Origin of the sequence: Hyphomonas neptunium ATCC 15444 (assembly GCF_000013025.1) — a bacterium.
Classification (GTDB): domain Bacteria; phylum Pseudomonadota; class Alphaproteobacteria; order Caulobacterales; family Hyphomonadaceae; genus Hyphomonas; species Hyphomonas neptunia.
Map to the genome: position 1 here is coordinate 2,013,796 of NC_008358.1, position 21,600 is coordinate 2,035,395.

A 21,600-nucleotide genomic window follows, 5' to 3' on the forward strand; every position below is an offset into this window, starting at 1 on the left:
GGGCGAGACAGGCAGACAACGGGCTGAGTGGAGAAGAAGTTCCAGTGAAAAATCAGCAAAACTCATGTGTTGCAGGAAGGCCACACCCCTGTATTTGCGGATATTTTTGCAGTTGTAGCCAGCAAAGCATTGATTTCAAACGAAAGCGGCAGGCCCCTCAGCCTGCCGTTTCAATTTCTGACTATTCCGTAATCAGATTAATGACAGAGATGTCATTCAACCGGCACCAGATAGTCCCGTTTACCGATGTTCAAACCCTGCGCCCGCAGAAGAGCGTAGGCGATAGCGGCATGGAAATGCAGGTTGGTCAGAATGAAGCCCGAAAGATAGGCCCGGCCTTCCATCGGCATTGTATTGGGGCCCATCGGAATTTGCAGCGTCACATTGGTATTGGCATCGATCTTGGCATCGTCGATGCCTTTCACATACGCCATCGCCTTGTCACACCGCGCAATCAGTTCGGCGAAGGTCTGTTCCGTATCCGGAAATTCCGGCATGTCGAGTCCGGCCAGCCGCGCCGCGCCGCGCGCCACCGTATCGCACGCAATCTGCACCTGGCGCGTCAAGGCAAACATGTCCGGATAGAGGCGATGGGACAGGATCACCCCGTCCTCAACATTCAGCTTGCGGGCATAAGCCTCGCCCTTGATCAGCATGCCTTTCAGCGCGCCGAGGGTCTGCCCCGTCGAAGCCTTGAGGATGTGGGAGACCGTCGTGGTGGTCATTGAGCGTTTCCTTCTGGTTGATCTGCTTCTGCGACCGGGCTGCGGCGCAGGGAATGTATCTGGGGAAGCTCGGCGTCCACCGCCAGTGCCGCCATAACCAGCGTGTCGGCAGCGCGCACGAAAAAGTCGAGCGTCAGGAATTCAAAGTCATCGCCGGGATTGTGGTAACCCGGATGGTCCTCCACCCCGAAATAGAGGATCGGCAACCCCGCCTGATGAAACACCCCATGATCGGACTGCAACGTCCAGTCATTCGGGCCGTCCTCCGGCCGGTCATGCCCCATCCGCAGCGTAACCGGCGCCCCCTCGGCCACCGCCTCCATCACCGGCACCAGCTCGGGCGCATGATACGTCCCCGCCACATAAAGCTCACCCGCTTCGGAACGCCCCACCATGTCGAAATTCATGTTCAGCGCCACCCGCGAAAGGTTCAGCCCCTCCATCCGTGCCAGCGCCCGTGCGCCCAGCAGGCCGATTTCCTCGGCGTCCAGCGCCGCAATGATGATGTCATGCTCGGGCCGGTGCAGCGCGAAATACTCCGCCACCGCCACCAGGGCCGAAGCCCCCGAGGCATTGTCATCCGCGCCATTGTATATCTCGCCCTCGCGCACGCCCAGATGATCATAGTGCGCCGTGATCAGCAGCGCCGGCCCCTCGCCCGGCGTCCGGCCGGGGATGTAGCCAATCAGATTTGCTCCGATGATCGGCGCGGCGTCTGCCTCCCGCGGCACGATGGGAAAGGTGTGCGTATAGGCGCTGAACCCCGGCAGGGGCAGCAGGCCGATCTCCTCAAAGCGCTTGTGGATAAACCCGCGCGCTGCCTCATTGCCGCCCGTGCCGCTCGCCCGTCCCTCCAGCGCGTCGGAGGACAGCACCTGCGCCAGATGCAGCATCTCCCCGGCATCAACATACACGGGCCGATAGCTGACACCGGGCAGCGCCTCTTCGCCATCCGGCCAGAACAGCCAGGCGCCTAGGATGATGGCCAGCACCACGCCGCCGCCGATCAGCATGTCCCGCGCGCCGAAACGCAAGTGCGGTTTAAAGGGTTTCTTGTCGCTCATGCCTTGACCCTTAAGACGCGCCGCCGCATGTGCCTAGTCACCTGATTGACCCGGAGACCCGCCATGGGCATGAGCCGCGAAACGCTGACGAAATACCTGACAGAAGCGTTCCCGGATGCTGAAATCACGCTCACCGACCTCGCCGGCGATGACAATCACTGGCAGGCCGAGATCGTCAGCGCGCAATTTGCCGGCGTCCCGCGCGTGCGCCAGCATCAGATGGTCTATGACGCCCTGAAGGGAGAAATGGGCGGTGTGCTGCACGCCCTCGCCCTGAAGACCCGCGCACCCGCCTGATCCTTCAAGAGAGGCGGTTGACGCAAGGGCCAGTTCACGGTCTCCTGATTGGCATATGCCTTGGGAGGGCTCTGTCATGATGCGTCACGTTTTCAAACCTGCCTTGAAGTCTGCCAGCCTGATCGCTATCGGGCTCGCCCTCGCCGCATGCGGCCCGGCGAAAACAACGATCGACCCTGACGCCATCGCCATGGAAGAGCGCGCCATTGAAGCCCGCGCCTTCCTGGACGACGCGGAAAGCCAGATCGCCGCCAAGAGCCACATCGCTGCCCAGGCCTATTGGGACCAGGCCACCAATATCACCCCGGAAACCAGCGCGGCCGCTGCCCAGCAGGGCGCCGAATTCACCAAGCTGGTCGTAAGTCTCGCCAACGCCTCGAAAGACTTCGACGTGTCAGAACTGCCACCCGCAGAAGCCCGCAAGCTTCAGATCCTGCGCAGCGGCATCACCCTGCCTGCCCCCTCCCGCGAAGGCGCCGCCGAGGAACTGGCGGACATCACCACAAAGCTGGACGCCACCTACTCAACCGGCAAATTCATGTTCCAGGGCCGCGAGATCGACCTGCTGGAAGCCTCCCGCATCATCCAGGAATCGCGCGATCCCGAGGAATTGAAAGCCGTATGGGAAGGCTGGCATTCCATCGCCGCGCCCATGGCGCCCGATTACACCCGCATGGTGGAAATCGCCAATGAGGGCGCGCGCGAACTTGGCTATCCCAGCCTCGACCAGATGTGGCTGTCCAACTACGACATGCCGCCCGCCCAGATGGAAGCCGAAGTCCAGCGCCTCTGGTCGCAGGTAGAGCCGCTCTACAAGGAGCTGCACTGCTACACGCGCGGCCGCCTCAACTCCTATTATGGCGAGGCCGTCCAGCCTGCCGCCGGCCCCATCCGGGCAGACCTGCTCGGTAATATGTGGGCCCAGCAATGGTCGGGCGTCTACGACATCCTCCAGACCGACACCCCCGGCCCCAGCTATGACCTCAGCGAACGCCTGAACGAAAAGGGCTACACCCCGCTCCAGATGGTGCAGACCGCCGAAGCTTTCTTCACCTCGCTCGGCCTTCAGGCCCTGCCCCAGACCTTCTGGGAGCGCTCAATGATCACCAAGCCGGAAGGCCGCGAGGTGGTCTGCCACGCGTCCGCCTGGGATCTCGATGATTTCGAAGATGTCCGCATCAAGATGTGTACGCAGGTGAACGCCGAAGACTTCCAGACGGTCCACCACGAACTCGGCCACAACTATTATCAGCTCGCCTATCGCAACCAGGATCACCTCTACAAGAACGGCGCCCATGACGGCTTCCACGAAGCCATCGGGGACTTCGTCGCTCTGTCGATCACGCCGGAATATCTCGAACAGATCGGCCTGATCACGGCGGAAGAAAAGCCCGGCGCAGACGCCGACACCGCGCTGCTCCTCAACACCGCGCTCGACAAGATCGCCTTCCTGCCTTTCGCTCTCTCGGTCGACAGCTGGCGCTGGGATGTGCTCTCCGGCGAAACCGCGCCTGAGAATTATAACCAGTCCTGGACCGACATCCGCCTGAAAAACCAGGGCATCATCCCGCCCGGCCCCCGCCCGGCGGACGCCTTCGACCCCGGCGCGAAATACCACATCCCTGGCAACACGCCGTACCTGCGCTACTTCCTCAGCTTCATCATGCAGTTCCAGTTCCACAAGGCCGCCTGCGAACAGGCCGGCTGGGAAGGTCCGCTCCACCGCTGCTCGATCTACGGCAACAAGGAAGTCGGCCGCCGCTTCGAGGAAATGATGGAAGCCGGCATGTCCCAACCCTGGCCCGACACGCTCGAAAAATTCACCGGCACCCGCGAAATGGACGGCAGCGCCATCATCGAATATTTCGACCCGCTGATGGTCTACCTGAAGGAAGAAAACGCCGGGCAAAGCTGCGGCTGGTGATCTGACACCAAAACCAGTCCCCAAACTGAGAGCCCCCCCACCCCAACCCTCCCCACCTCCGTGGGCAGGGGGCCAGTCGCGCCCTGAGAAAAACAAACCTCTCCAACTGCACACCACGTCCCCTCCCCATGACTATGGGGAGGGATAGCAACTGTTGTTCGGGTCAGATTCCAGGGCGGTAGTTTCTCTGTTCTCGGAGGATGGCGTTGAGCTGGGTGAGAAGGACGCGGGCGACGGCGATTATGGCGACCTTGAAGGGTTTTCCGGCGTCCTGCAGTCTCTGGCGCAAGGCCTTCAGGGCGGGGTCGTAGCGGCTGGCGATGAAGGCGGCCTGATAGAGGCTGGTGCGCACGTCCTTGCGTCCGCCCCAGATGCGGCGCTGGCCGCGCATCTGCCCGCTGTTGCAGGCATGCGGGGCGAGGCCCGCGAGGTTGGCGATAGCGCCGCGGCTGACATGGCCAAGCTCCGGCAGCCGGGCGATCAGGCTGGCGGCTGTGATGGGACCGATGCCGGGGGCTGATCGCAGGCGCGCTTCGGCCTCGGCCAGAGGTGCATGGGCCTTGATCAGGGCAGTGATCTCCGCCTCAAGCCGGGCAATGCGGCGCTTGAGTATCCCGATCAGGCTGGTGATGTCGGCGCGCACGAACGCATCGCGTGCCTGCCTCAGGCGGCAGGCTTCCCGCGCCGCTTCTCCGGTGAGATCGTCCCGCCGGGCCATCAGCGCCGCCAGCCGGGTGCGAGCCGGATCGGGCGGCGGCGTCGGTGACAGCTCCAGCGCCCGGCCCATGCGCGCGAGGACTTGGGCATCCACCCGGTCGGTCTTGGCCAGGCGCCCGGTGGCGCGGGCAAACTCGCGGGCCTGCCGGGGGTTGATCCGGGCATGGGCGACGCCAGCCGCGCCCAGCGCCTCAGCAAGCGGGCGCTCATAACCGCCGGAGGCTTCAAACACGACGAGCGCGCCGCCGCAGCGCCGGGCAAAGGCTTTCAGGGCGCGGGGCGTCATCTCCAGACGGCCCGATCGGCCGCTGTCGAGGCAATGGGTGTCGATCCAGTCTTTGGCAATATCGACGCCGATGACATTCTGAGGCATGGTGTTCCTGTCCTTGTCATGCGGGGCCGGGCGCTTCCAACACCCGCCCCTGTCAACTGTTCAGGGCGAACTCAAACTGACAGGCGGGCCGTTCGCTAACTCGCGGTCCTCAAAGACCAAGGGTGGGGACAGACCCCGCCTGTCACCCAATCCCTACACCAAAATCACAATACAAGGGTGGGGCTGCGGGAGGAGAAGCGCGCCCCTATCCAACACGCGCCCACCCCTCCCCCCGTCATCCCGGAATTTGCAAAGCAAATGTCCGGGACCCAGAAAACCCAGCAATATCAAGCCCTCTCTGGGTCCCGGTCTTTGCCTAGGGCAAAATCGGGAAGACGACCCGAAAGATTTTCCAGAAAACTTATCCGCCGGGGTCCCCTTCTCCCCCACATTAAGCGCATCCTCCTCACAGGAGCCGCGCCGGTACCGTTCGGTTTGTGGGAAGGTCGCCCCGGAGGATGGGAGCGGCTGGGTGTTACGGTCCAGCTTCTCTCTAGGGACGTTGATCCAGGCAAGCCGGACCAAAAAGCCGGTAGAGAATCCCCACTGGCCCGCCTCTCATCTGAGAGGTCACGAGAGTTGATGGTAAGTGGTCAAGGCCTGGCAGCGCCGAAGTCATCCCGAATCCTACTGCCCGAAACTCCGGCGGCAGTGCGCGGCGGGCGATAGCGCCCAATCCGCAACACTAACCTAACCAAAGGGCGCCGCGGCGCCCGCCGCGCACAGGCTCCACCTCGCGGAGCCACCTGAACACTCCGCAAACCCGGATGGCGCCGCCAGTCCGGACACTGCCATATGGCGCGCCCTCTTGACCCTCACGCCTCGCCGCATCACATGTGCGCTGAACGCGGAGACACCCCTATGACTGACCAGGCCACCCTCGACGCCATCGAAAAAGCCGTCAAAAGCAATGACGTTGTCCTCTTCATGAAGGGCACGCCCACCTTCCCGCAATGCGGATTTTCCTCCACTGTGGTGCAGATCCTGGACTATCTGGGCGTCGAATATGTCGCCACCAACGTGCTGGAAGACCAGAACGTCCGCGAAGGCATCAAGCAATACGCCAACTGGCCGACCATCCCCCAACTCTACGTGAAGGGCGAATTCGTCGGCGGCTGCGACATCCTCAAAGAGATGTTCGAAAACGGCGAACTGCGCGACCTGATGGCCGAAAACGGCATCGAACTGGCCGAATAGGTCTCGCCCGTCCCGTTATGGCGGGAATTTATAGGGCCGCCTGACCTGCTTTTGTCAAAAGCTGCGCCTCTCCTTGTAGGGTTACAAGGAGACCTTAGCGATGTACTTCACGGCACCATCCAGCGCCCAGCAGGGCGATCGTATCCAGGTAACCGTCAACGGACTGCCAAACGGCACCGAAGGCGTGAAGTTCATCACCTCGGGCAATTCAGGGATCGACATCGTCACCGCGTCCGGCGGCAGCGCAAGCTTCACAATCTCCCTCGACCTGCCCGGCACCACGACGATCGAGGCCATTGCGCAGGACAAATACGGCGGCACCCTCGCCAGCATCAGCCACGCGATCTCCGTCAAAGACAAAAGCTTTGACGCAGCCGCCGCGCCACTTCACCGTTTCGGAATGGGCGGCTCGCTCAGCGGAATTTCTGAAGCCATCGTCGGCACTCTGACGGACATTTACGCACAAGGCAGCGGCGAAGCAGAACAGGTCGAATTCTCCGCCTCCAACGCTGATATGGGCTGGATGATGCCGGTGCAGATTTCGCCGGGCGGTTCCACCAGCGCTTCAGTCCGGCTGAATTCGGAAGGCACGGCAACCATCTACGCCAAGTTCATGGACAAGCTCGGCAACGTTCTCGGCCAGGCATCCCACGCGATTCGCGTTGTCGCCGACCCTGCCAAAAAACAGGGCAGCACAGACCTGGCCGCCCTGATGAATTCAAGAGCAGAGGACATCCTCAGACGGCTCGGTAACAAATCCTGATACCCACTCCTCATTGCAAAGCCGTGCGGGTAGCGCTTTTCTAAGCGCCTGTTTCAGGATAGCAGGGCGCCCATGACCCTCAATCTCGACCGCCCGGCGCCTCTGCGCCCCAAAACCCAGCCGAAAGTCGGCATCGTTTCCCTTGGCTGCCCCAAGGCGCTGGTCGATTCCGAACGCATCATCACGCGCCTGCGCGCCGAGGGCTATCAGATCGCGCCCGACTATGCGGGAGCGGACCTTGTTCTGGTCAACACCTGCGGCTTCCTCGACTCCGCCCGCGATGAAAGCCTCGCGGCCATCGGCGAGGCAATCGAAGCGAACGGCAAAGTCATCGTCACCGGCTGCCTCGGCGCTGAGCCGGAGGTGATCCAGCGGGCCCACCCCAAGGTACTCGCCGTCACGGGCCCCCATCAGTACGAAGCGGTGATGGACGCCGTCCACACCCACCTCACCCCGCCGCACAATCCGCACATGGACCTGGTGCCCGAGAGCGGCCTGCGCCTGACACCCCGCCATTATGCGTATTTGAAAATCTCCGAAGGCTGCAACAATCGCTGCTCCTTCTGCATCATCCCGAAACTGCGCGGCGATCTCGCCTCACGCCCCATTCATCACGTGCTGATGGAAGCGGAAAAACTGGTCGCCGCCGGCGTGAAGGAACTTCTCGTCATCAGCCAGGATACCTCCGCCTACGGACTGGACATTCGCTACAAGCCGGAAACCTGGCGCGGCAGCGAATACGAAACCCGTTTCCTCGATCTTGCCAAAGGCCTCGGCAGCCTCGGCGTCTGGACACGGATGCACTACGTCTACCCCTATCCGCATGTGGACAATGTCATCCCCCTGATGGCCGAAGGCCTGATCACGCCCTATCTCGACATCCCGTTCCAGCACGCCTCCGCGCCCGTCCTCAAAGCCATGAAACGCCCTGGAAATCAGGATAAAGTGCTCGGCCGCATCGCCAAATGGCGCGAGCAGGTGCCAGACCTCGCCATCCGCTCAACCTTCATCGTCGGCTTCCCCGGTGAAACGGAAGAAGACTTCCAGATCCTGCTGGACTTCATCCGTGAAGCGAAGATCGACCGCGCCGGCTGCTTCAAATACGAGAACGTCGCCCATGCCGAAAGCGGCAAGCTGGAGGGTCATGTTCCCGAAGAAGTCAAAGAAGAACGCTGGCACCGCTTCATGACGGCGCAGGCAGAAGTCTCTGCCGCCCGCGCGGAAGCCCAGGTTGGCCGCACGCTGGACGTCATCATCGACGGCCCCGGCGAAGAGGCCGGCGAGATGATCGCCCGCACGCAGGCCGATGCGCCCGAAGTCGACGCGGTGGTCTATCTGGAAAACGCCGCCCACCTGAAGGCAGGCGACATCATCCGGGCAGAAATCACCGGCGCCGACGATTACGACCTCTACGCAACGCCCGCCTGATTATGGGCGAGCCCGCATCCGGGCGCCCGCCTCCTGCGCTTCGGCAAGCCTCTGCCCCATCGCCTTGTCCATATTGGCGGCAACGCGTGAAAGTGTGTCATGGTCGGCCAGCTCCGGCCGCCCTGCGCTGAACGGCGGCGACGGCGCATATTCCAGACCAAGCGTAAGCGCCTTTGCATAGCCCTCCCCGGCGATCTCGGCGACCATCGTGAAGGCAAAGTCGATCCCCGCCGTAACGCCGCCACCGGTAAACACATTGCCGTCGCGCACCACGCGGCCATCATCCGGGATCGCCCCAAACTCCGGCAACAGACCCCGCCACGCCCAATGGCACGCTGCGCGCTTACCTTGCAGAAGCCCTGCCGCCCCCAGGATCAACGAACCGGTACAAACCGATGTGATATATTGCGCGCCGAGCGCCAGACGGCGCACTTCCGAAACAAACGCTTCATCCAGCGCCACTTCGGTGGCCGTCATTCCACCGGGCACGCAGATCAGGTCGCACTGTTCAATCTCCGATAATTTCCGTGTGCGGCCGATGACAAGCCCGCCCTCCGCCACTATCTCCCCGCCATCCCGGCTGGCAACGATGGTTGTTGCACCGGGCAGGCGGCACAGCACCTGATGTGGCCCGGTAAAATCTAGATGGGTAAGATCGGGGTAAATCGCGAAAACGGTGGTGAAGGGTTTCTGGCTCATGGCGGCCTCCTTGCTGACAAGGCTTTTGTCGCTTAAAAGCCGACTGGCAGAAAGGACATTGTTCCCATGTTTTCCGCCAAACACGCGCCCTTGGAGATTGGTGTCCTCATCTTTGACGGATTCCAGCTACTTGATGCCGCCGGGCCCATCAGCGTTTTTGAAATGCCCGCCCGCGGGATCACCCCTTCGCCCTATCGGCTTACGCTCTACTCCTTTCAGGGCGGTCCGGTCAGGGCCTCCTCCGGCGTTCAGATGCACTCAGAAAAGCTACCCCCTGGCCTGGCCCTCGACACGCTGATCGTTTCAGGCGGTGAAGGCACACGGGAAGCCATGAGCGACGAGGCCCTCCTCAACGCCATACGCGCGCTCTCCGAACGCACGCGGCGAACCTGCTCTGTCTGCTCGGGGGCCTTCCTGCTTGCTGCCGCCGGCCTGCTGGAGGGACGCCGCGCGACAACCCACTGGCGGCGCTCCGAAGGGTTCGCAAGGCTCTATCCGGGCATCCATCTGGATGCGGACAGAATATTCGTGCGCGATGGCAAATTCTGGACGTCGGCCGGCATCACGGCGGGCATCGACCTGGCATTGGCCCTGGTGGAAGACGACCTTGGCGATGACGTAGCCCTGCGCGCCGCGCGGGAACTTGTTGTCCATCAGCGCCGCCATGGCGGTCAGTCGCAATTCTCGGTCATGCAGGACGTCAAGCTCGCCTCAGGGCGGTTTGACGAGATGATCGGCTGGATCCGGATGAACCTCCCCGCAGACATCCGTGTGGAAACCATGGCGGAACAGGCCGGCATGAGCCCGCGAAACTTTGCCCGGGTGTTCAGAACCGAAACCGGAACGACCCCCGCCCGCTTCGTTGAAAAACTGCGGCTGGAAGCGGCGCGCCAAAGCGTTGAAACGACGAGGCTGCCCCTCCAGAAAATCGCAACGGATACCGGGTTCTGCGATCCTGAAAGGATGCGTGTTGCCTTCGTAAAGGCTTATGGGCAGCCTCCGATGGTTCTAAGGCGTCAGAGCAAAAGGATTTGAGAAATCCCAGAATTATCGAAAAACAACGATTGACATATCGTATTTCGATAATTCATATGGACTTCAACAAGCTCCCAGCCCCCAGGAGGCCAAAATGTTGAAAACGCTCACAGCCACGGCAATCATCGCCCTTGCCACGTCGCCGCTCGCTTATGCCGGCACGAAAGCCGTCAATGTTGACGGGTTCGACCGGATCGAAGCCAAAGGCGCGATGAACGTGGTCTATACCGCCGGCCCTGAAACCTCAGTGGTGATCGAAACGGACGGCAACGACTTCTCGGATGCGGAAGTGTCCGTGGACGGAGATACTCTGGTCATTACGCGCGTGAGCATAGATAAGCGCGGCTTCTTCGGCGGCAGTGCCAATCTGAAGATCTCGGATGACGGCAGAACCGTCCGTGTAAATGGCAAGAAAGTGCCGTATTATACCGTGCGCGTCACCAGCCCGGACCTAAGCGGCATCAAGGTTGCGCAATCCTCAAGCGGCAATGCGAGCGGCATCAATTCGGCTGAATTCACCGCCAAGGCGTCGTCTTCCGCATCGCTGACATTGTCTGGCCGCGCAACAAGCGCCGAAATTGGGGCTTCTTCATCCGCTGACGTTGACGCTGTCAATTTTGAGACCGGATCGCTGGACGTCAGCGCCTCCTCTTCCGGTGAAGTCGACGCTACGGCGGCGGGCACAGGAGAGGTGATAGTGTCGGCATCCTCGTCGGGCGAAGTCTCTCTCCGCTCCACCCAAGCCGCAAGCTTCAGTGTAAGCGCGTCCAGCGGCGGTGAAGTCGATCTTGCAGGTGTCTGCGCCAGCATCGACATCTCGGCCTCTTCGGGCGCCGACGTAGACGCGGGCAAGCTGCAATGCGAAACGGCTGTCGCGAGCGCCTCCAGCGGCGCGAATGTTGATGCCTTTGCATCTGTCTCGGCCGATGGCAGCGCATCGAGCGGCGGGGACGTCTCCTTTGATGGCGCGCCGGCGCAAAAGGAGGCCAGAGAGTCCAGCGGCGGAGACGTGTCGTTCAACTGAACATCACGCGTCTGATTGTACTTTCAAATCTCGTAGGACCCCGGATCAAGTCCGGGGTCTTTCCATTTGAGGTCCATGTCCTCCAGCGCGCCTCGCACGAGACGCGCAATCATCGCATTGCGGCGCGTTCTGCTGTCAGCGGGAATGACGTACCAGGGGGAATGCTTGGTGGAGCACCGTGTAACAGCGGTCTCATAGGCCTGCATGAATTGTGGCCAGAGCGAACGATCATCAAGATCGCCCGGATTAAACTTCCACAGCTTGTGCGGCTCAACCAGGCGCTCCTTGAGGCGGATACCCTGTTCCTCATAGCCGATGTTCAGCATGCATTTGACGATCGTGTAGCCGTTCTCCGAGAGGTGCTTCTCAAACGCGTTGATCTGGCTGTAACGCTGCTCAATGGCGTCTGCCGGGGCAAAGCCACGCACTTTCGCCACCAGCACATCCTCATAATGTGACCGGTCGAAAATGCCGACATGCCCCCGCCGGGGCACTGCGTTGTGAACGCGCCAAAGATAGTCGCGCGCCATTTCCTCACTGCTCGGCGCCTTGAATGCCTTCACTTCCATGCCGAGCGGCGTTGTGTCAGCGAAAACAGATTTGATGGTGCCCGACTTCCCCGCCGTATCCATACCTTGCAACACAACAAGCAGCGCGCGCTTGCCCTCGGCATAAAGCTTGTCTTTCAGGTCATTGATGCAGGCCGCATCCTTCTTGAGGCTGGTCTTGGCCTCTTCCTTGTCGTCAAACAACTCGCGATCGGCGGTCGGCCGATCCTTGATCTCGAATGGCTTGCCCGGCCGCGCGATGAGGGTCTTGCGAACTGCTGCTATGGACGGAATGGCCAAGGAGATCTCCCCGAAAATGAAAAGGCCGCACCAGTCTGGCGCGGCCTTCCCGAAAGTACAAGAAAAACAGGTCTCTTACGAGGAGTAGAACTCGACCACCTGAGCCGGTTCCATTTTCACCGGATACGGCACGTCGGCCAGGGCCGGTACGCGCTTGTACGTGGCGGTCATCGCCTTGGGGTCGACTTCCACATATTCCGGGATGTCACGCTCTGGGCTGCCGAGAGCTTCGAGCACGAGGGCGAGGTTGCGCGACTTCTCGCGAACCTGAACCACATCGCCCGGCTTCAGGCGGGCCGAACCGATATTGCAACGGCGACCGTTCACCATGACGTGGCCATGGTTGATGAACTGGCGAGCCGCAAAGACGGTCGGTACAAATTTCGCGCGGTAAACCACGGCATCGAGGCGCGACTCCAGGAGACCAATGAGGTTCTCGGCGGAGTTGCCCTTCATGCGGGCGGCTTCGACATAGGTTTTTGCGAACTGCTTCTCGGTGATGTCACCGTAGTAAGCCTTCAGCTTCTGCTTCGCCATGAGCTGCATACCAAAGTCGGAGACTTTGTTGCGGCGGTTCTGGCCGTGCTGACCTGGCTTGTAGTTGCGTTTGTTGAAGGGCGACTTGGCGCGGCCCCAGATGTTTTCACCGACGCGGCGGTCGATCTTGTATTTCGCACTGTGGCGACGAGACATATCAATGTCCTCATTCTCAACGCGGGCCGGTGGGCTTTGCTCGATATAAAGAGCCCACGATTACAACGGCGGCACCGCATCACCCCGTCATGAAGCGGCGGGTAAAACACCAATAATACCCTCGCGTCAAGCGCGTTGGCTGCTGGTCTTCGGCCCAAAAGCTGGCCAGAACTGGGCAAAACATAACATAGGTAGGGAGGACTCAATGGCATCAGTTAAAGGCAAGGTCTCAATCGTCACTGGCGGAGCGAGCGGCATAGGCCGCTCCGCTGCGCTGGTTCTGGCGCGTGAAGGCGCGGCCGTTATGGTTACCGACATCGACGAGGCTGGGGCGCAATCGGTAGCCGCCGAGATCAACAAGGCCGGCGGCAAAGCAGCTGCCATGAAGCAGGACGTGACCGACGAAGCTGTCTGGGACGGCGTATTTGCCGACACCAAGAGCCTGCTCGGCATGCCGTCCATCCTCGTCAACAATGCCGGGATCGCCATTGGCGGGGCCATCATGGACTATTCGCTGGCTGATTGGCGCAAGCAGATGGAGGTAAATACCGACAGCGTGTTTCTGGGCACCCGCGCTGCGATGCGCACGATGAAGGGCACCGGCGGATCAATCGTGAACATCTCGTCTGTGGCGGGTCTTCGCGGCGCGTCCGGAGCAAGCGCCTACTGTGCCTCCAAGGGGGCCGTGCGCCTGTTCACCAAGGCTGCCGCTATGGAATGCGCGCAGCTTGGCCTGAATATCCGCGTGAACTCGGTTCATCCCGGCATCATCGACACGCCGATCTGGCAGAAATCGCTGACCCGCATGACCGAGACGATGCAGAAAGAACAATCGGCTGTGATCACGGCGGCCTTCGGTGGCAATGGACTGGACCCGAAAGTAATTGCGGCGGGCAGCGCGCCGATGGGGCGGCCCGGCGCGCCGGACGAGGTGGCTGAGCTGATCCTGTTCCTCGCCTCGGATGCCTCCAGCTACATCACGGGTCAGGAGCATGTTGTGGATGGCGGGCTGACAGCACGCTAGAAAGGCGTGCCATCCTTTCGTGTGTAGAGAGGCGGCGTGTCATCATACCGGCCCGAATGCAGGTGCATATCGATATCGGAATAGCCGCACTCGTCACGATTATCGCGTGAGCCGGCGATCAGGAGTTTCGCCGGCCGGCTCCCCTCATTGATGAAATGATGGCCGTCCTTTGATCCGGCGGGAAACCCCGCGCAATCCCCCGCTCGCAGGGTTTCCCGTCCGGCATCCGTCACCATAACGACCTCACCCTCAACGATCCATACAAACTCATCCTCATGGGTGTGCCAGTGCCGCTGGGAGGACCAGATGCCGGGCTCAAGCGTCAAGAGATTCACACCGAACTGCGTGAGGCCAGCCGCATTTCCGAGCGCCCTCCAATGACGCTGCGCACACGGATCACCATGCGGAGATGGATAGCGCGTTCCCTTACCTTGTGGCGCTGAAGGGATATCGATCTTTGGCATCTGTTTTACCTTCGTTTCAGATTATCCCGCTGGCACGAAGCTTCTCGACCTGCTCTGGGGTCAGGTCCAGCAGCTCTGTCAGAACCTCTTCGGTATGCTGACCGATGGACTCCGGGCCAGCCCAGCGGATTTTACCGGGTGTCGCAGACAGTTTGGGAAAGACGTTCTGCTGTTTGATGCCCGGCCAACGCGGGCTGGGCACTTCGGTGAGGGACTCGCGCGCAGCGTAGTGGGGATCATTCAGCATGTCTGCGGCGCGGTAAACCTTGCCAACCGGCACGCCGTTCTCGATCATAATCTGCTCGATCTCATCGATCGTGCGCGACGCGGCCCAAGCCTGGATCATGTCGTCGAGCGCCTTTTGATTGCGCCCGCGTGCGACGTGGGATTTGTATTCGGGGTCGTCCTTCAGATCTGGCAGGCCGATGGCCACACAAAGCCGGGCAAACACCGTATCCTGATTAGCTGCGATGATGACCATGCCATCACAGCCTTCATAAATGTTGGAGGGCGCAATATTGGGCAGGATCGACCCGGACCGTTCGCGCGTATAGCCCTCAAACTGGTGTTCGGGCACAAGCGCCTCCATGACCGAGAGCACCGACTCGTAGATCGTCGCATCTATCATCTGGCCTTCGCCGGTTTTTTCACGGTGATGCAAAGCCGCCAGAGCGCCGAGCGCGGCATACACACCGGCCAGACTGTCGCCCAAGGAAATGCCCGCCCGCGAAGGGCGCCGGTCTGCTTCACCCATCACATACCGCAGTCCGCCCATTGCTTCGCCCACCGAGGCATAGCCGGCGCGAGAGGCATAGGGGCCCGTCTGCCCATAACCTGAAACGCGGATCATGATCAGGCGCGGATTGATTTCCCTGAGTGCCTCATAGCCCAGCCCCCACTTCTCCAATGTTCCGGGGCGAAAATTCTCCAGGAGGAAATCAGCCTGCGCGACGAGCTTGCGCACGATGTCCTGACCTTCTGCTTCCCGAAGGTTCGAGGTGATGCAGCGTTTGCCGCGCGCCACGACTGACCACCAGAGCGGAAATCCTTCCCGGCCCCAGTCACGCAGCGGGTCGCCCTGCCCAGGCGGTTCCACCTTGATCACGTCGGCGCCCATGTCGGCAAATATCTGTCCACAGAATGGACCTGCGATCAGCTGTCCAAGTTCTATGACCCGCAAATCGGTAAGCGGGCCTGTACGGGGCGGCAATGATGGCATGGTGTTCCTCCCGGATGCGGCCCTGCGTTCCAATCAGGAAATCTGCGGGGCGGCAAGCTACAGGAAGGGTTAGCGGTAGATCAGCTGGACGCAGCTTTGCGCACAGGCTCCCCGGCACCGTCATTGGCGGGTGGCTGCACGACCGCATTTTGCGGTATGCGCTGCCCGAAGCGGCGCCGTATCGGGAGGCTAGTAACGATGGGGGCGGCTTCTCCTTCAGGCACATCCCGGAAGAGAACCTTGTTACGTCCGAGACGTTTGACCTCATAGAGCGCGCCATCAGCGCAATCGATCGCGGCGTTGAGCGGCGTCTCAGGGCTCATCATACAGAGGCCGAAGCTGGCGGTAACGGAAACTTCCTTATCGCCCACAAATATAGTTGCCGCTTCAATGCGCCGGCGCAGACGCTCACAGACAATCATCGCATGTTCCTTGCTCACGCAGCTGAGCAGGACGACAAATTCTTCGCCACCCCAGCGACCGAGGCGATCAAATGGTCCGCGCAGCTCGGAGTGGGCAATGGCGGCGATTTCCTTGAGGACGAGGTCTCCACCGGAATGGCCGTAAAGGTCATTTACTTCCTTGAAGTGGTCGAGATCGATTAGAACAATAGCGGCGCTCTGCTTGGTGCGGCGCATGCGGGAGCGCTCTTCTTCGGCGGCATGGATGAAGAAACGCCGGTTCAGGAGGCCGGTGAGGGCATCGGTCCACGCCATCTCTTCAAGCCGGCGCTGATATGCGCGCATATGGAAATCATGAAGAGAAGCGATGATCGCAGTCGGCAGTGCGACGCAGCCCGAGACGAACAGGTTCAGCCGGACATACGAGCTGATATCGGTCGGCAAACCCATTTTGTAGAACAACAGCGAAACAGTGAACGACAAAGAAAGAGCCGTGCAGGCAACGAGCATGAAGAAATTCACGGCGCTCCAGATGTCACGGCGAGAAATTGTCATTGAAAGCGGCTCCGGCAGGCTGATGTCTGCAAACCTATCGCAATAGTTTTGACTTCGACCTTTCGCGCGACCTTCAGTTGACAGGCTGCGATCAAGCCAAAATTAACCAGCACGATTTTCCGGGCCACGCTTGGGGGAGAGCCCGCCGCCCCCGTTCCCCAGCAACGGGCGCCTGTTCAGGCTGTCTGCCGAACGCCCCGCCGATTGAGCCAGGACGGGGGGCGTGGGCCATGCGATCCCCAAACTACAATAATTTCAGAATGTTGGCTTTTCCGAACATACCGGCGCTCTAATTCCGGCGCCGGTATAAAAACCTTCATCTAGTCCCTGTTGACGGCGCGGTTGGGACACCCTATTTCCGGCACATCGTTAGCAGTCGGCTCGGGCGAGTGCTAACAGACGCGCGCCCCAGGCTGCGCCGGCGGGATCTCCGTCAATCTCATTCACCCGAGGAAGCTTTGATCGAAGAGGCAGTAAAGATGAAACTTCGCCCCCTCCACGACCGCGTTGTCGTGCGCCGTGTGAAAGAAGAAGAGAAAACCAAAGGCGGGATCATTATCCCCGATAACGCCAAGGAAAAGCCGCAGGAAGGCATCATTGTCGCCGTCGGCAATGGCGCAATCGGTGACGACAATGAGCGCGTGCCGCTCGACGTCAAAAAAGGCGACCGCGTCCTGTTCGGCAAATGGTCCGGCACCGAAGTGAAGATCGACGGTGAAGACCTGCTGATCATGAAGGAAAGCGACATCATGGGCATTCTGGACAAGTAAGTCCGGCCCCGTCCCGCTCCCTGAAACCAAGATATAAACACAAGAGGTAACTCACATGGCTGCAAAACACGTTGTTTTCGGCGCCGAAGCCCGCGAGCGGATGCTCCGCGGCGTCGACACCCTCGCGAATGCTGTGAAGGTCACACTCGGCCCTAAAGGCCGTAACGTGGTCATCGAAAAATCGTTCGGCGCTCCGCGCTCCACGAAAGATGGCGTCACCGTCGCGAAAGAAATCGAACTGGAAGACAAGTTCGAAAATATGGGCGCCCAGATGCTGCGCGAAGTCGCATCGAAGGCCAATGACACCGCCGGTGACGGCACCACCACTGCCACCGTGCTCGCTCAGGCCATCGTTCGCGAAGGCATGAAGCGCGTTGCCGCCGGCATGAACCCGATGGACCTTAAGCGCGGCATCTCGAAGGCCGTTGCTGAAGTCGTTTCCGACCTCGCTCATCACTCCAAGAAAGTGAAGACGAACGAAGAGATCGCCCAGGTCGGCACCATCTCGGCCAACGGCGAAACCGAAATCGGCCAGATGATCGCTGAAGCCATGGCGAAAGTCGGCAACGAAGGCGTCATCACGGTTGAAGAAGCCAAAGCGCTGGAAACCGAACTCGATGTCGTCGAAGGCATGCAGTTCGACCGCGGCTATATCAGCCCGTACTTCATCACCAACCCGGACAAGATGATCGTTGAACTCGAAGACGTTCTGATCCTCCTGCACGAGTCGAAGCTGTCGAGCCTCCAGCCGCTGCTTCCGATCCTCGAATCGGTTGTTCAGTCGCAGAAGCCGCTGCTCATCATCGCTGAAGACGTTGATGGCGAAGCCCTCGCAACTCTGGTGGTCAACAAGCTGCGTGGCGGCCTGAAAATCGCTGCTGTGAAAGCTCCTGGCTTCGGCGATCGCCGCAAAGCCATGCTGCAGGACCTCGCCGTCCTTACCGGTGGTCAGGTCATCTCTGAAGACCTCGGCATCAAGCTTGAAAACGTCGGCATGGAAATGCTCGGCAAAGCCAAACGCGTCTCGATCGACAAAGACAACACCACGATCGTTGATGGCGGCGGCAAGAAGAAAGAGATCGAAGCGCGCGTTTCGCAAATCCGCAAGCAGATCGATGACACCTCTTCCGACTATGACCGTGAGAAGCTCCAGGAGCGTCTCGCGAAACTGGCCGGCGGCGTTGCCGTTATCAAAGTTGGCGGCGCAACCGAAGTCGAAGTGAAAGAGCGTAAGGACCGCGTCGACGACGCCCTGAACGCAACGCGCGCGGCTGTCGAAGAAGGCATCGTGCCAGGTGGCGGCGTTGCCCTGCTCCGTTCTTCCAAGAACATCGACGTTGTTGGTCTCAACGACGACGAAAAAGCCGGCATCGACATCGTTCGCAAGGCACTCGAAGCTCCGATCCGTCAGATCGCAGAGAACGCAGGCGTTGAAGGCTCGGTGGTCGTCAACACGATCCTGAACAACAAGTCGCGCTCTTACGGCTTCAACGCTCAGACTGAAGAGTATGGCGATCTCGTCGCTATGGGCGTTATCGACCCCGTGAAGGTCGTCCGCTCGGCTCTGCAGAACGCGGCCTCGATCGCCAGCCTGCTGATCACGACGGAAGCCGGCATTGCCGAAGCTCCGAAGAAAGAGTCAGCCGGCGGCGGTGGCATGCCCGGCGGTATGGGTGGCATGGGCGGTATGGACTTCTAAGTCCCGCCTTTCGCAACCTAGCGAAAACTTCAGCAGCCCTCCGGAGCAATCCGGGGGGCTGTTTACTTCGGGTCATGATTGCAGGCCCGCTCAGCCCTCCTTAGCATCGCGCAAAATGATACTGGCGGAGGAAACGATGGATTGGAATTTCGGTGACATGCTCGACGCGGTCGGCGATGCGCTAGGCCCCAATGACCCGGCGCTGATCCATGGGGACCGAGTGGTCAGCTGGCCAGAAATGATGGCGCGCTCCAACCGTATGGCCAGAGCGCTTCACAGCCTCGGCGCAAAACCTGGCGATAAAGCAGGCTTCTACCTGCGCAACCAACCCGAATATATGGAAGCCCTCGCCGCCTGCTTCAAAGCGCGACTCGCCCATGTGAACGTCAATTATCGCTACCGTGACGATGAACTTGTCTACATCTTCGACAATTCAGACTCGACCGTCGTGTTCTTCGACACCGAATTTTCTGCGGAAGTCGAACGCGTGCGCGAACGACTGCCCAAGGTGATCGCCTGGGTCCAGATCGGTGGTGGCGACATCCTCCCCTTCGCCCATGATTATGAAAAGCTCGCCTCAGAAGGTGATGCCTCCAAACTCAATATCCCCCGCTCTGGTGACGACATGCTGCTGCTCTATACCGGCGGCACCACCGGGATGCCCAAGGGCGTGATGTGGACCCATTCCATCTGGCGCGAAGCCGGCATGGAAGGCGTGCGCAAGATGGGGGGCCCGGTTCCGGAGAATCTCGAAGAGCATGTCCAGAACGCGCTGACCGTGGGCAAATTCTCGCGCCAGATCCCCGCCTGCCCGCTGATGCACGGCACCGGCCTGTTTACCGCCATGGGGGCCATGCTGAATGGCGGCGCCATTGTAACGCTCACCGACAAACGCAAATTCGATCCCGTGAACCTCTGGGATACTGTCGATGCCAATGGCGTCACGAGCATGGCCATTGTCGGCGATGCGTTTGCCAAACCAATGCTCAAGACACTCGACGAGAATCCCGGTCGCTGGAACCTCTCTAGCGTGCTCGCCATCATTTCGTCTGGCGTGATGTGGAGCTCGGAAGTCAAGCAAGGGCTTCTCCGCCATATGCCTCAAGTTGCGCTGACCGACAGCTTCGGCGCGTCCGAAGCCGTCGGCTTCGGCTCCTCGATCACAACCGCCGATGGCCGCACCAAGACCTCAAAGTTCGAGATCGGCCCAAGCTGCAAGGTGTTCACCGAAGATGGTCGCGAAGTTCTGCCCGGCAGCGGAGAGCCAGGCTACATCGCGCGTGGCGGCGCTGTTCCGCTGGGTTACTACAAGGACCCAGAGAAAACGGAAAAGACGTACAAGGTGTATGGCGGCGTGCGTTACGCCGTACCGGGCGACTGGTGCACCGTTGAAGCTGACGGCACGATCACCCTCCTTGGCAGAGGTTCAAACTGCATCAATACGGCTGGTGAGAAAGTTTATCCTGAGGAAGTCGAAGAAGCGCTGAAATCTCACGCATCGGTCACCGACGCCCTGGTTGTGGGCGTTCCGGATGACAAATGGGGTCAGGCGATTACGGCCGTCGTATCTCTGAATGGGAACGCGACCGAAGACGAGCTGCGCGCTTTCGTTCAGTCAAAGATCGCCCGCTACAAGGCGCCCAAGCGTATTCTGTTCAAGGACAATCTTGGCCGCGCGCCGAACGGCAAGGCGGACTACAAGTCGATCAAGGCCTTTGCGCTGCAGGAACTCGGCATCCCCGGCTGAAGGAATTAGTCGGCCTTGCGGCGCACCGTGCGGAATACCGCGCTGGCCCGTGCCGCGAGGCCACCATCTTCCTTGACGATCCTTGCGTTGACATGGATGAACTCGCCGTCAACCGCTGACACTTCGGGATGGGCTTCGATCCATTCCCCCTCGCGCGCAATCTCCATGAATTCCAAGGTCAGGCGGATGGTGACAGACATCTTGCCCGTGGCGCTCCACACAGCCCAAGCCAGCGCGCTGTCTGCAAAAGCAGACATCATGCCGCCATGCAGGAAACCCATGCCGTTGCAGTGCCGGTCCAGAATCCAGAGACCAGTCCGCATGTCTCCCGGCGCGGTCGCCCGGTAACTTGGTCCGTTATGGATCGTGAACTTTCCGCGCGACGGAGACGGCGCGAATCCCTCGCGCGGCTCCTGTTGCGCCGTTTCGCTATCAGCCACCGGCATTACCGAAGATCGGGTGGACCACCGTGTCGCCCGGTTCGATGCCAAGTTCCTTGGCGCGGCCACCTGGAATCTCCAGCACCGCACGGACCGGAACGCCTGGCCCCACAGAACGGAGTGATCCTGGCTGAGTATTGCGCGCAATGGCGATCACGCGGCCATCTTCGAGAATGAACAGCATGTCGAGCGAGATCAGCGTGTTCTTCATCCACATGCTGGCCTGACGGGTCACGCCGAAGTCAAAGAGCATGCCGGCCTCCGGGGCGAGTTCCTCGCGGAACATCAAGCCCTGCTGGATCTCTTCCGGCGTTACAGCCAGTTCCACCGTGAAAGCATGGGTTTCCTCGCCGGACTGCACGCTGAGCGGCGAAGTTTCCAGCTGGGCAAAAGCGGCCTGAACAAACAGGGCCGCGACGAAAACGAAGGAAAGGATGAAGCGCATCATGCCGCTGGTTTATCCATGCCTTTTGCAGGCGGCAAGCGCCGAGCGC

Annotated in this window: 22 protein-coding genes; 11 read left to right on the plus strand and 11 right to left on the minus strand. The window is 60.7% G+C overall.

Annotated elements, in window-relative coordinates; genetic code table 11:
• Positions 1-212 precede the first annotated feature (212 nt).
• Entirely contained in the window at positions 213-725 is a 513-nt protein-coding gene (locus tag HNE_RS09620) for a DUF1993 domain-containing protein (protein WP_011646945.1), read from the minus strand.
• Positions 722-1,789 carry a M28 family peptidase gene (locus tag HNE_RS09625; protein ID WP_051593752.1) on the minus strand — a complete coding sequence of 356 codons (1,068 nt, stop codon included), beginning with the start codon at positions 1,787-1,789 and terminating at the stop codon, positions 722-724. Before HNE_RS09625 ends, HNE_RS09620 begins: the two co-directional genes overlap by 4 nt.
• A 63-nt stretch (positions 1,790-1,852) precedes the next feature.
• On the opposite strand from HNE_RS09625, the gene HNE_RS09630 reads away from it, so the two are divergent.
• A complete protein-coding gene (locus HNE_RS09630; RefSeq protein ID WP_011646947.1) occupies positions 1,853-2,086 on the plus strand; it encodes a BolA/IbaG family iron-sulfur metabolism protein in 234 nt (77 codons plus the stop codon).
• Positions 2,087-2,162: 76 nt separating this feature from the next.
• Positions 2,163-4,010, plus strand: coding sequence for a M2 family metallopeptidase (locus HNE_RS09635; RefSeq protein WP_011646948.1), 1,848 nt, complete (start codon positions 2,163-2,165; stop codon positions 4,008-4,010).
• Between the two features lie 163 nt (positions 4,011-4,173).
• Here HNE_RS09635 and HNE_RS09640 read toward each other — a convergent pair whose 3' ends face one another.
• Positions 4,174-5,100, minus strand: coding sequence for an IS110-like element ISHne4 family transposase (locus HNE_RS09640; protein ID WP_011646949.1), 927 nt, complete (start codon positions 5,098-5,100; stop codon positions 4,174-4,176).
• 861 nt (positions 5,101-5,961) lie between these two features.
• Here HNE_RS09640 and grxD point away from each other — a divergent pair.
• The 3 genes from grxD (at position 5,962) to rimO (ending at position 8,488) form a co-directional block, all read left to right on the plus strand.
• A complete protein-coding gene (gene grxD, locus HNE_RS09645) occupies positions 5,962-6,297 on the plus strand; it encodes a Grx4 family monothiol glutaredoxin (RefSeq protein WP_011646950.1) in 336 nt (111 codons plus the stop codon).
• A 100-nt stretch (positions 6,298-6,397) separates the two neighbouring features.
• Entirely contained in the window at positions 6,398-7,060 is a 663-nt protein-coding gene (locus HNE_RS09650; protein WP_011646951.1) for a hypothetical protein, read from the plus strand.
• Between the two features lie 72 nt (positions 7,061-7,132).
• Entirely contained in the window at positions 7,133-8,488 is a 1,356-nt protein-coding gene (rimO, locus tag HNE_RS09655) for a 30S ribosomal protein S12 methylthiotransferase RimO (protein WP_011646952.1), read from the plus strand.
• Here rimO and HNE_RS09660 read toward each other — a convergent pair whose 3' ends face one another.
• On the minus strand, positions 8,489-9,187 hold the full coding sequence (locus HNE_RS09660; protein ID WP_011646953.1) for a DJ-1/PfpI family protein: 699 nt from the start codon (positions 9,185-9,187) through the stop codon (positions 8,489-8,491).
• Positions 9,188-9,253: 66 nt separating this feature from the next.
• Here HNE_RS09660 and HNE_RS09665 point away from each other — a divergent pair, with 66 nt between their 5' ends.
• Together HNE_RS09665 and HNE_RS18005 are read left to right on the plus strand one after the other, a co-directional pair.
• The gene (locus HNE_RS09665) at positions 9,254-10,222 is read left to right on the plus strand and encodes a GlxA family transcriptional regulator (protein WP_011646954.1); all 969 of its coding nucleotides are present in this window, start codon (positions 9,254-9,256) and stop codon (positions 10,220-10,222) included.
• A 94-nt stretch (positions 10,223-10,316) separates the two neighbouring features.
• Positions 10,317-11,246, plus strand: a complete 930-nt coding sequence (locus HNE_RS18005) for a GIN domain-containing protein (RefSeq protein WP_011646955.1) — start codon at positions 10,317-10,319, stop codon at positions 11,244-11,246.
• A 23-nt stretch (positions 11,247-11,269) separates the two neighbouring features.
• Here HNE_RS18005 and HNE_RS09675 read toward each other — a convergent pair whose 3' ends face one another.
• Together HNE_RS09675 and rpsD are read right to left on the minus strand one after the other, a co-directional pair.
• Positions 11,270-12,094: a polyphosphate kinase 2 family protein gene (locus HNE_RS09675; protein ID WP_011646956.1), complete on the minus strand. Its 825-nt coding sequence runs from the start codon at positions 12,092-12,094 to the stop codon at positions 11,270-11,272.
• 75 nt (positions 12,095-12,169) lie between these two features.
• Positions 12,170-12,787, minus strand: a complete 618-nt coding sequence (gene rpsD / locus HNE_RS09680) for a 30S ribosomal protein S4 (protein ID WP_011646957.1) — start codon at positions 12,785-12,787, stop codon at positions 12,170-12,172.
• Between the two features lie 205 nt (positions 12,788-12,992).
• On the opposite strand from rpsD, the gene HNE_RS09685 reads away from it, so the two are divergent.
• Positions 12,993-13,811 carry an SDR family NAD(P)-dependent oxidoreductase gene (locus tag HNE_RS09685; protein ID WP_011646958.1) on the plus strand — a complete coding sequence of 273 codons (819 nt, stop codon included), beginning with the start codon at positions 12,993-12,995 and terminating at the stop codon, positions 13,809-13,811.
• Here the strand turns inward: HNE_RS09685 and HNE_RS09690 are convergent.
• The 3 genes from HNE_RS09690 to HNE_RS18010 form a co-directional block, all read right to left on the minus strand.
• Positions 13,808-14,275 carry a cupin domain-containing protein gene (locus HNE_RS09690; RefSeq protein ID WP_011646959.1) on the minus strand — a complete coding sequence of 156 codons (468 nt, stop codon included), beginning with the start codon at positions 14,273-14,275 and terminating at the stop codon, positions 13,808-13,810. The genes HNE_RS09685 and HNE_RS09690 overlap by 4 nt on opposite strands.
• A gap of 16 nt (positions 14,276-14,291) precedes the next feature.
• Complete coding sequence (locus HNE_RS09695; RefSeq protein ID WP_011646960.1) at positions 14,292-15,494, minus strand: CaiB/BaiF CoA transferase family protein; 1,203 nt, start codon at positions 15,492-15,494, stop codon at positions 14,292-14,294.
• 80 nt (positions 15,495-15,574) lie between these two features.
• Positions 15,575-16,450 (minus strand): GGDEF domain-containing protein, encoded by an 876-nt coding sequence (locus HNE_RS18010; protein ID WP_011646961.1) that lies wholly within the window; start codon positions 16,448-16,450, stop codon positions 15,575-15,577.
• 479 nt (positions 16,451-16,929) lie between these two features.
• On the opposite strand from HNE_RS18010, the gene groES reads away from it, so the two are divergent.
• From groES to HNE_RS09715, 3 genes are all read left to right on the plus strand, one after another.
• A complete protein-coding gene (gene groES, locus HNE_RS09705) occupies positions 16,930-17,220 on the plus strand; it encodes a co-chaperone GroES (protein ID WP_011646962.1) in 291 nt (96 codons plus the stop codon).
• Positions 17,221-17,275: 55 nt separating this feature from the next.
• Positions 17,276-18,919: a chaperonin GroEL gene (gene groL, locus HNE_RS09710; protein WP_011646963.1), complete on the plus strand. Its 1,644-nt coding sequence runs from the start codon at positions 17,276-17,278 to the stop codon at positions 18,917-18,919.
• A 136-nt stretch (positions 18,920-19,055) separates the two neighbouring features.
• Positions 19,056-20,666, plus strand: a complete 1,611-nt coding sequence (locus HNE_RS09715; RefSeq protein WP_011646964.1) for an acyl-CoA synthetase — start codon at positions 19,056-19,058, stop codon at positions 20,664-20,666.
• Positions 20,667-20,671: 5 nt separating this feature from the next.
• On the opposite strand, the gene HNE_RS09720 is transcribed toward HNE_RS09715, so the two are convergent.
• Both HNE_RS09720 and HNE_RS09725 read right to left on the minus strand, forming a co-directional pair.
• On the minus strand, positions 20,672-21,112 hold the full coding sequence (locus HNE_RS09720) for a PaaI family thioesterase (RefSeq protein WP_011646965.1): 441 nt from the start codon (positions 21,110-21,112) through the stop codon (positions 20,672-20,674).
• Complete coding sequence (locus tag HNE_RS09725; protein ID WP_148205857.1) at positions 21,099-21,554, minus strand: DUF192 domain-containing protein; 456 nt, start codon at positions 21,552-21,554, stop codon at positions 21,099-21,101. Before HNE_RS09725 ends, HNE_RS09720 begins: the two co-directional genes overlap by 14 nt.
• Positions 21,555-21,600: the final 46 nt, after the last annotated feature.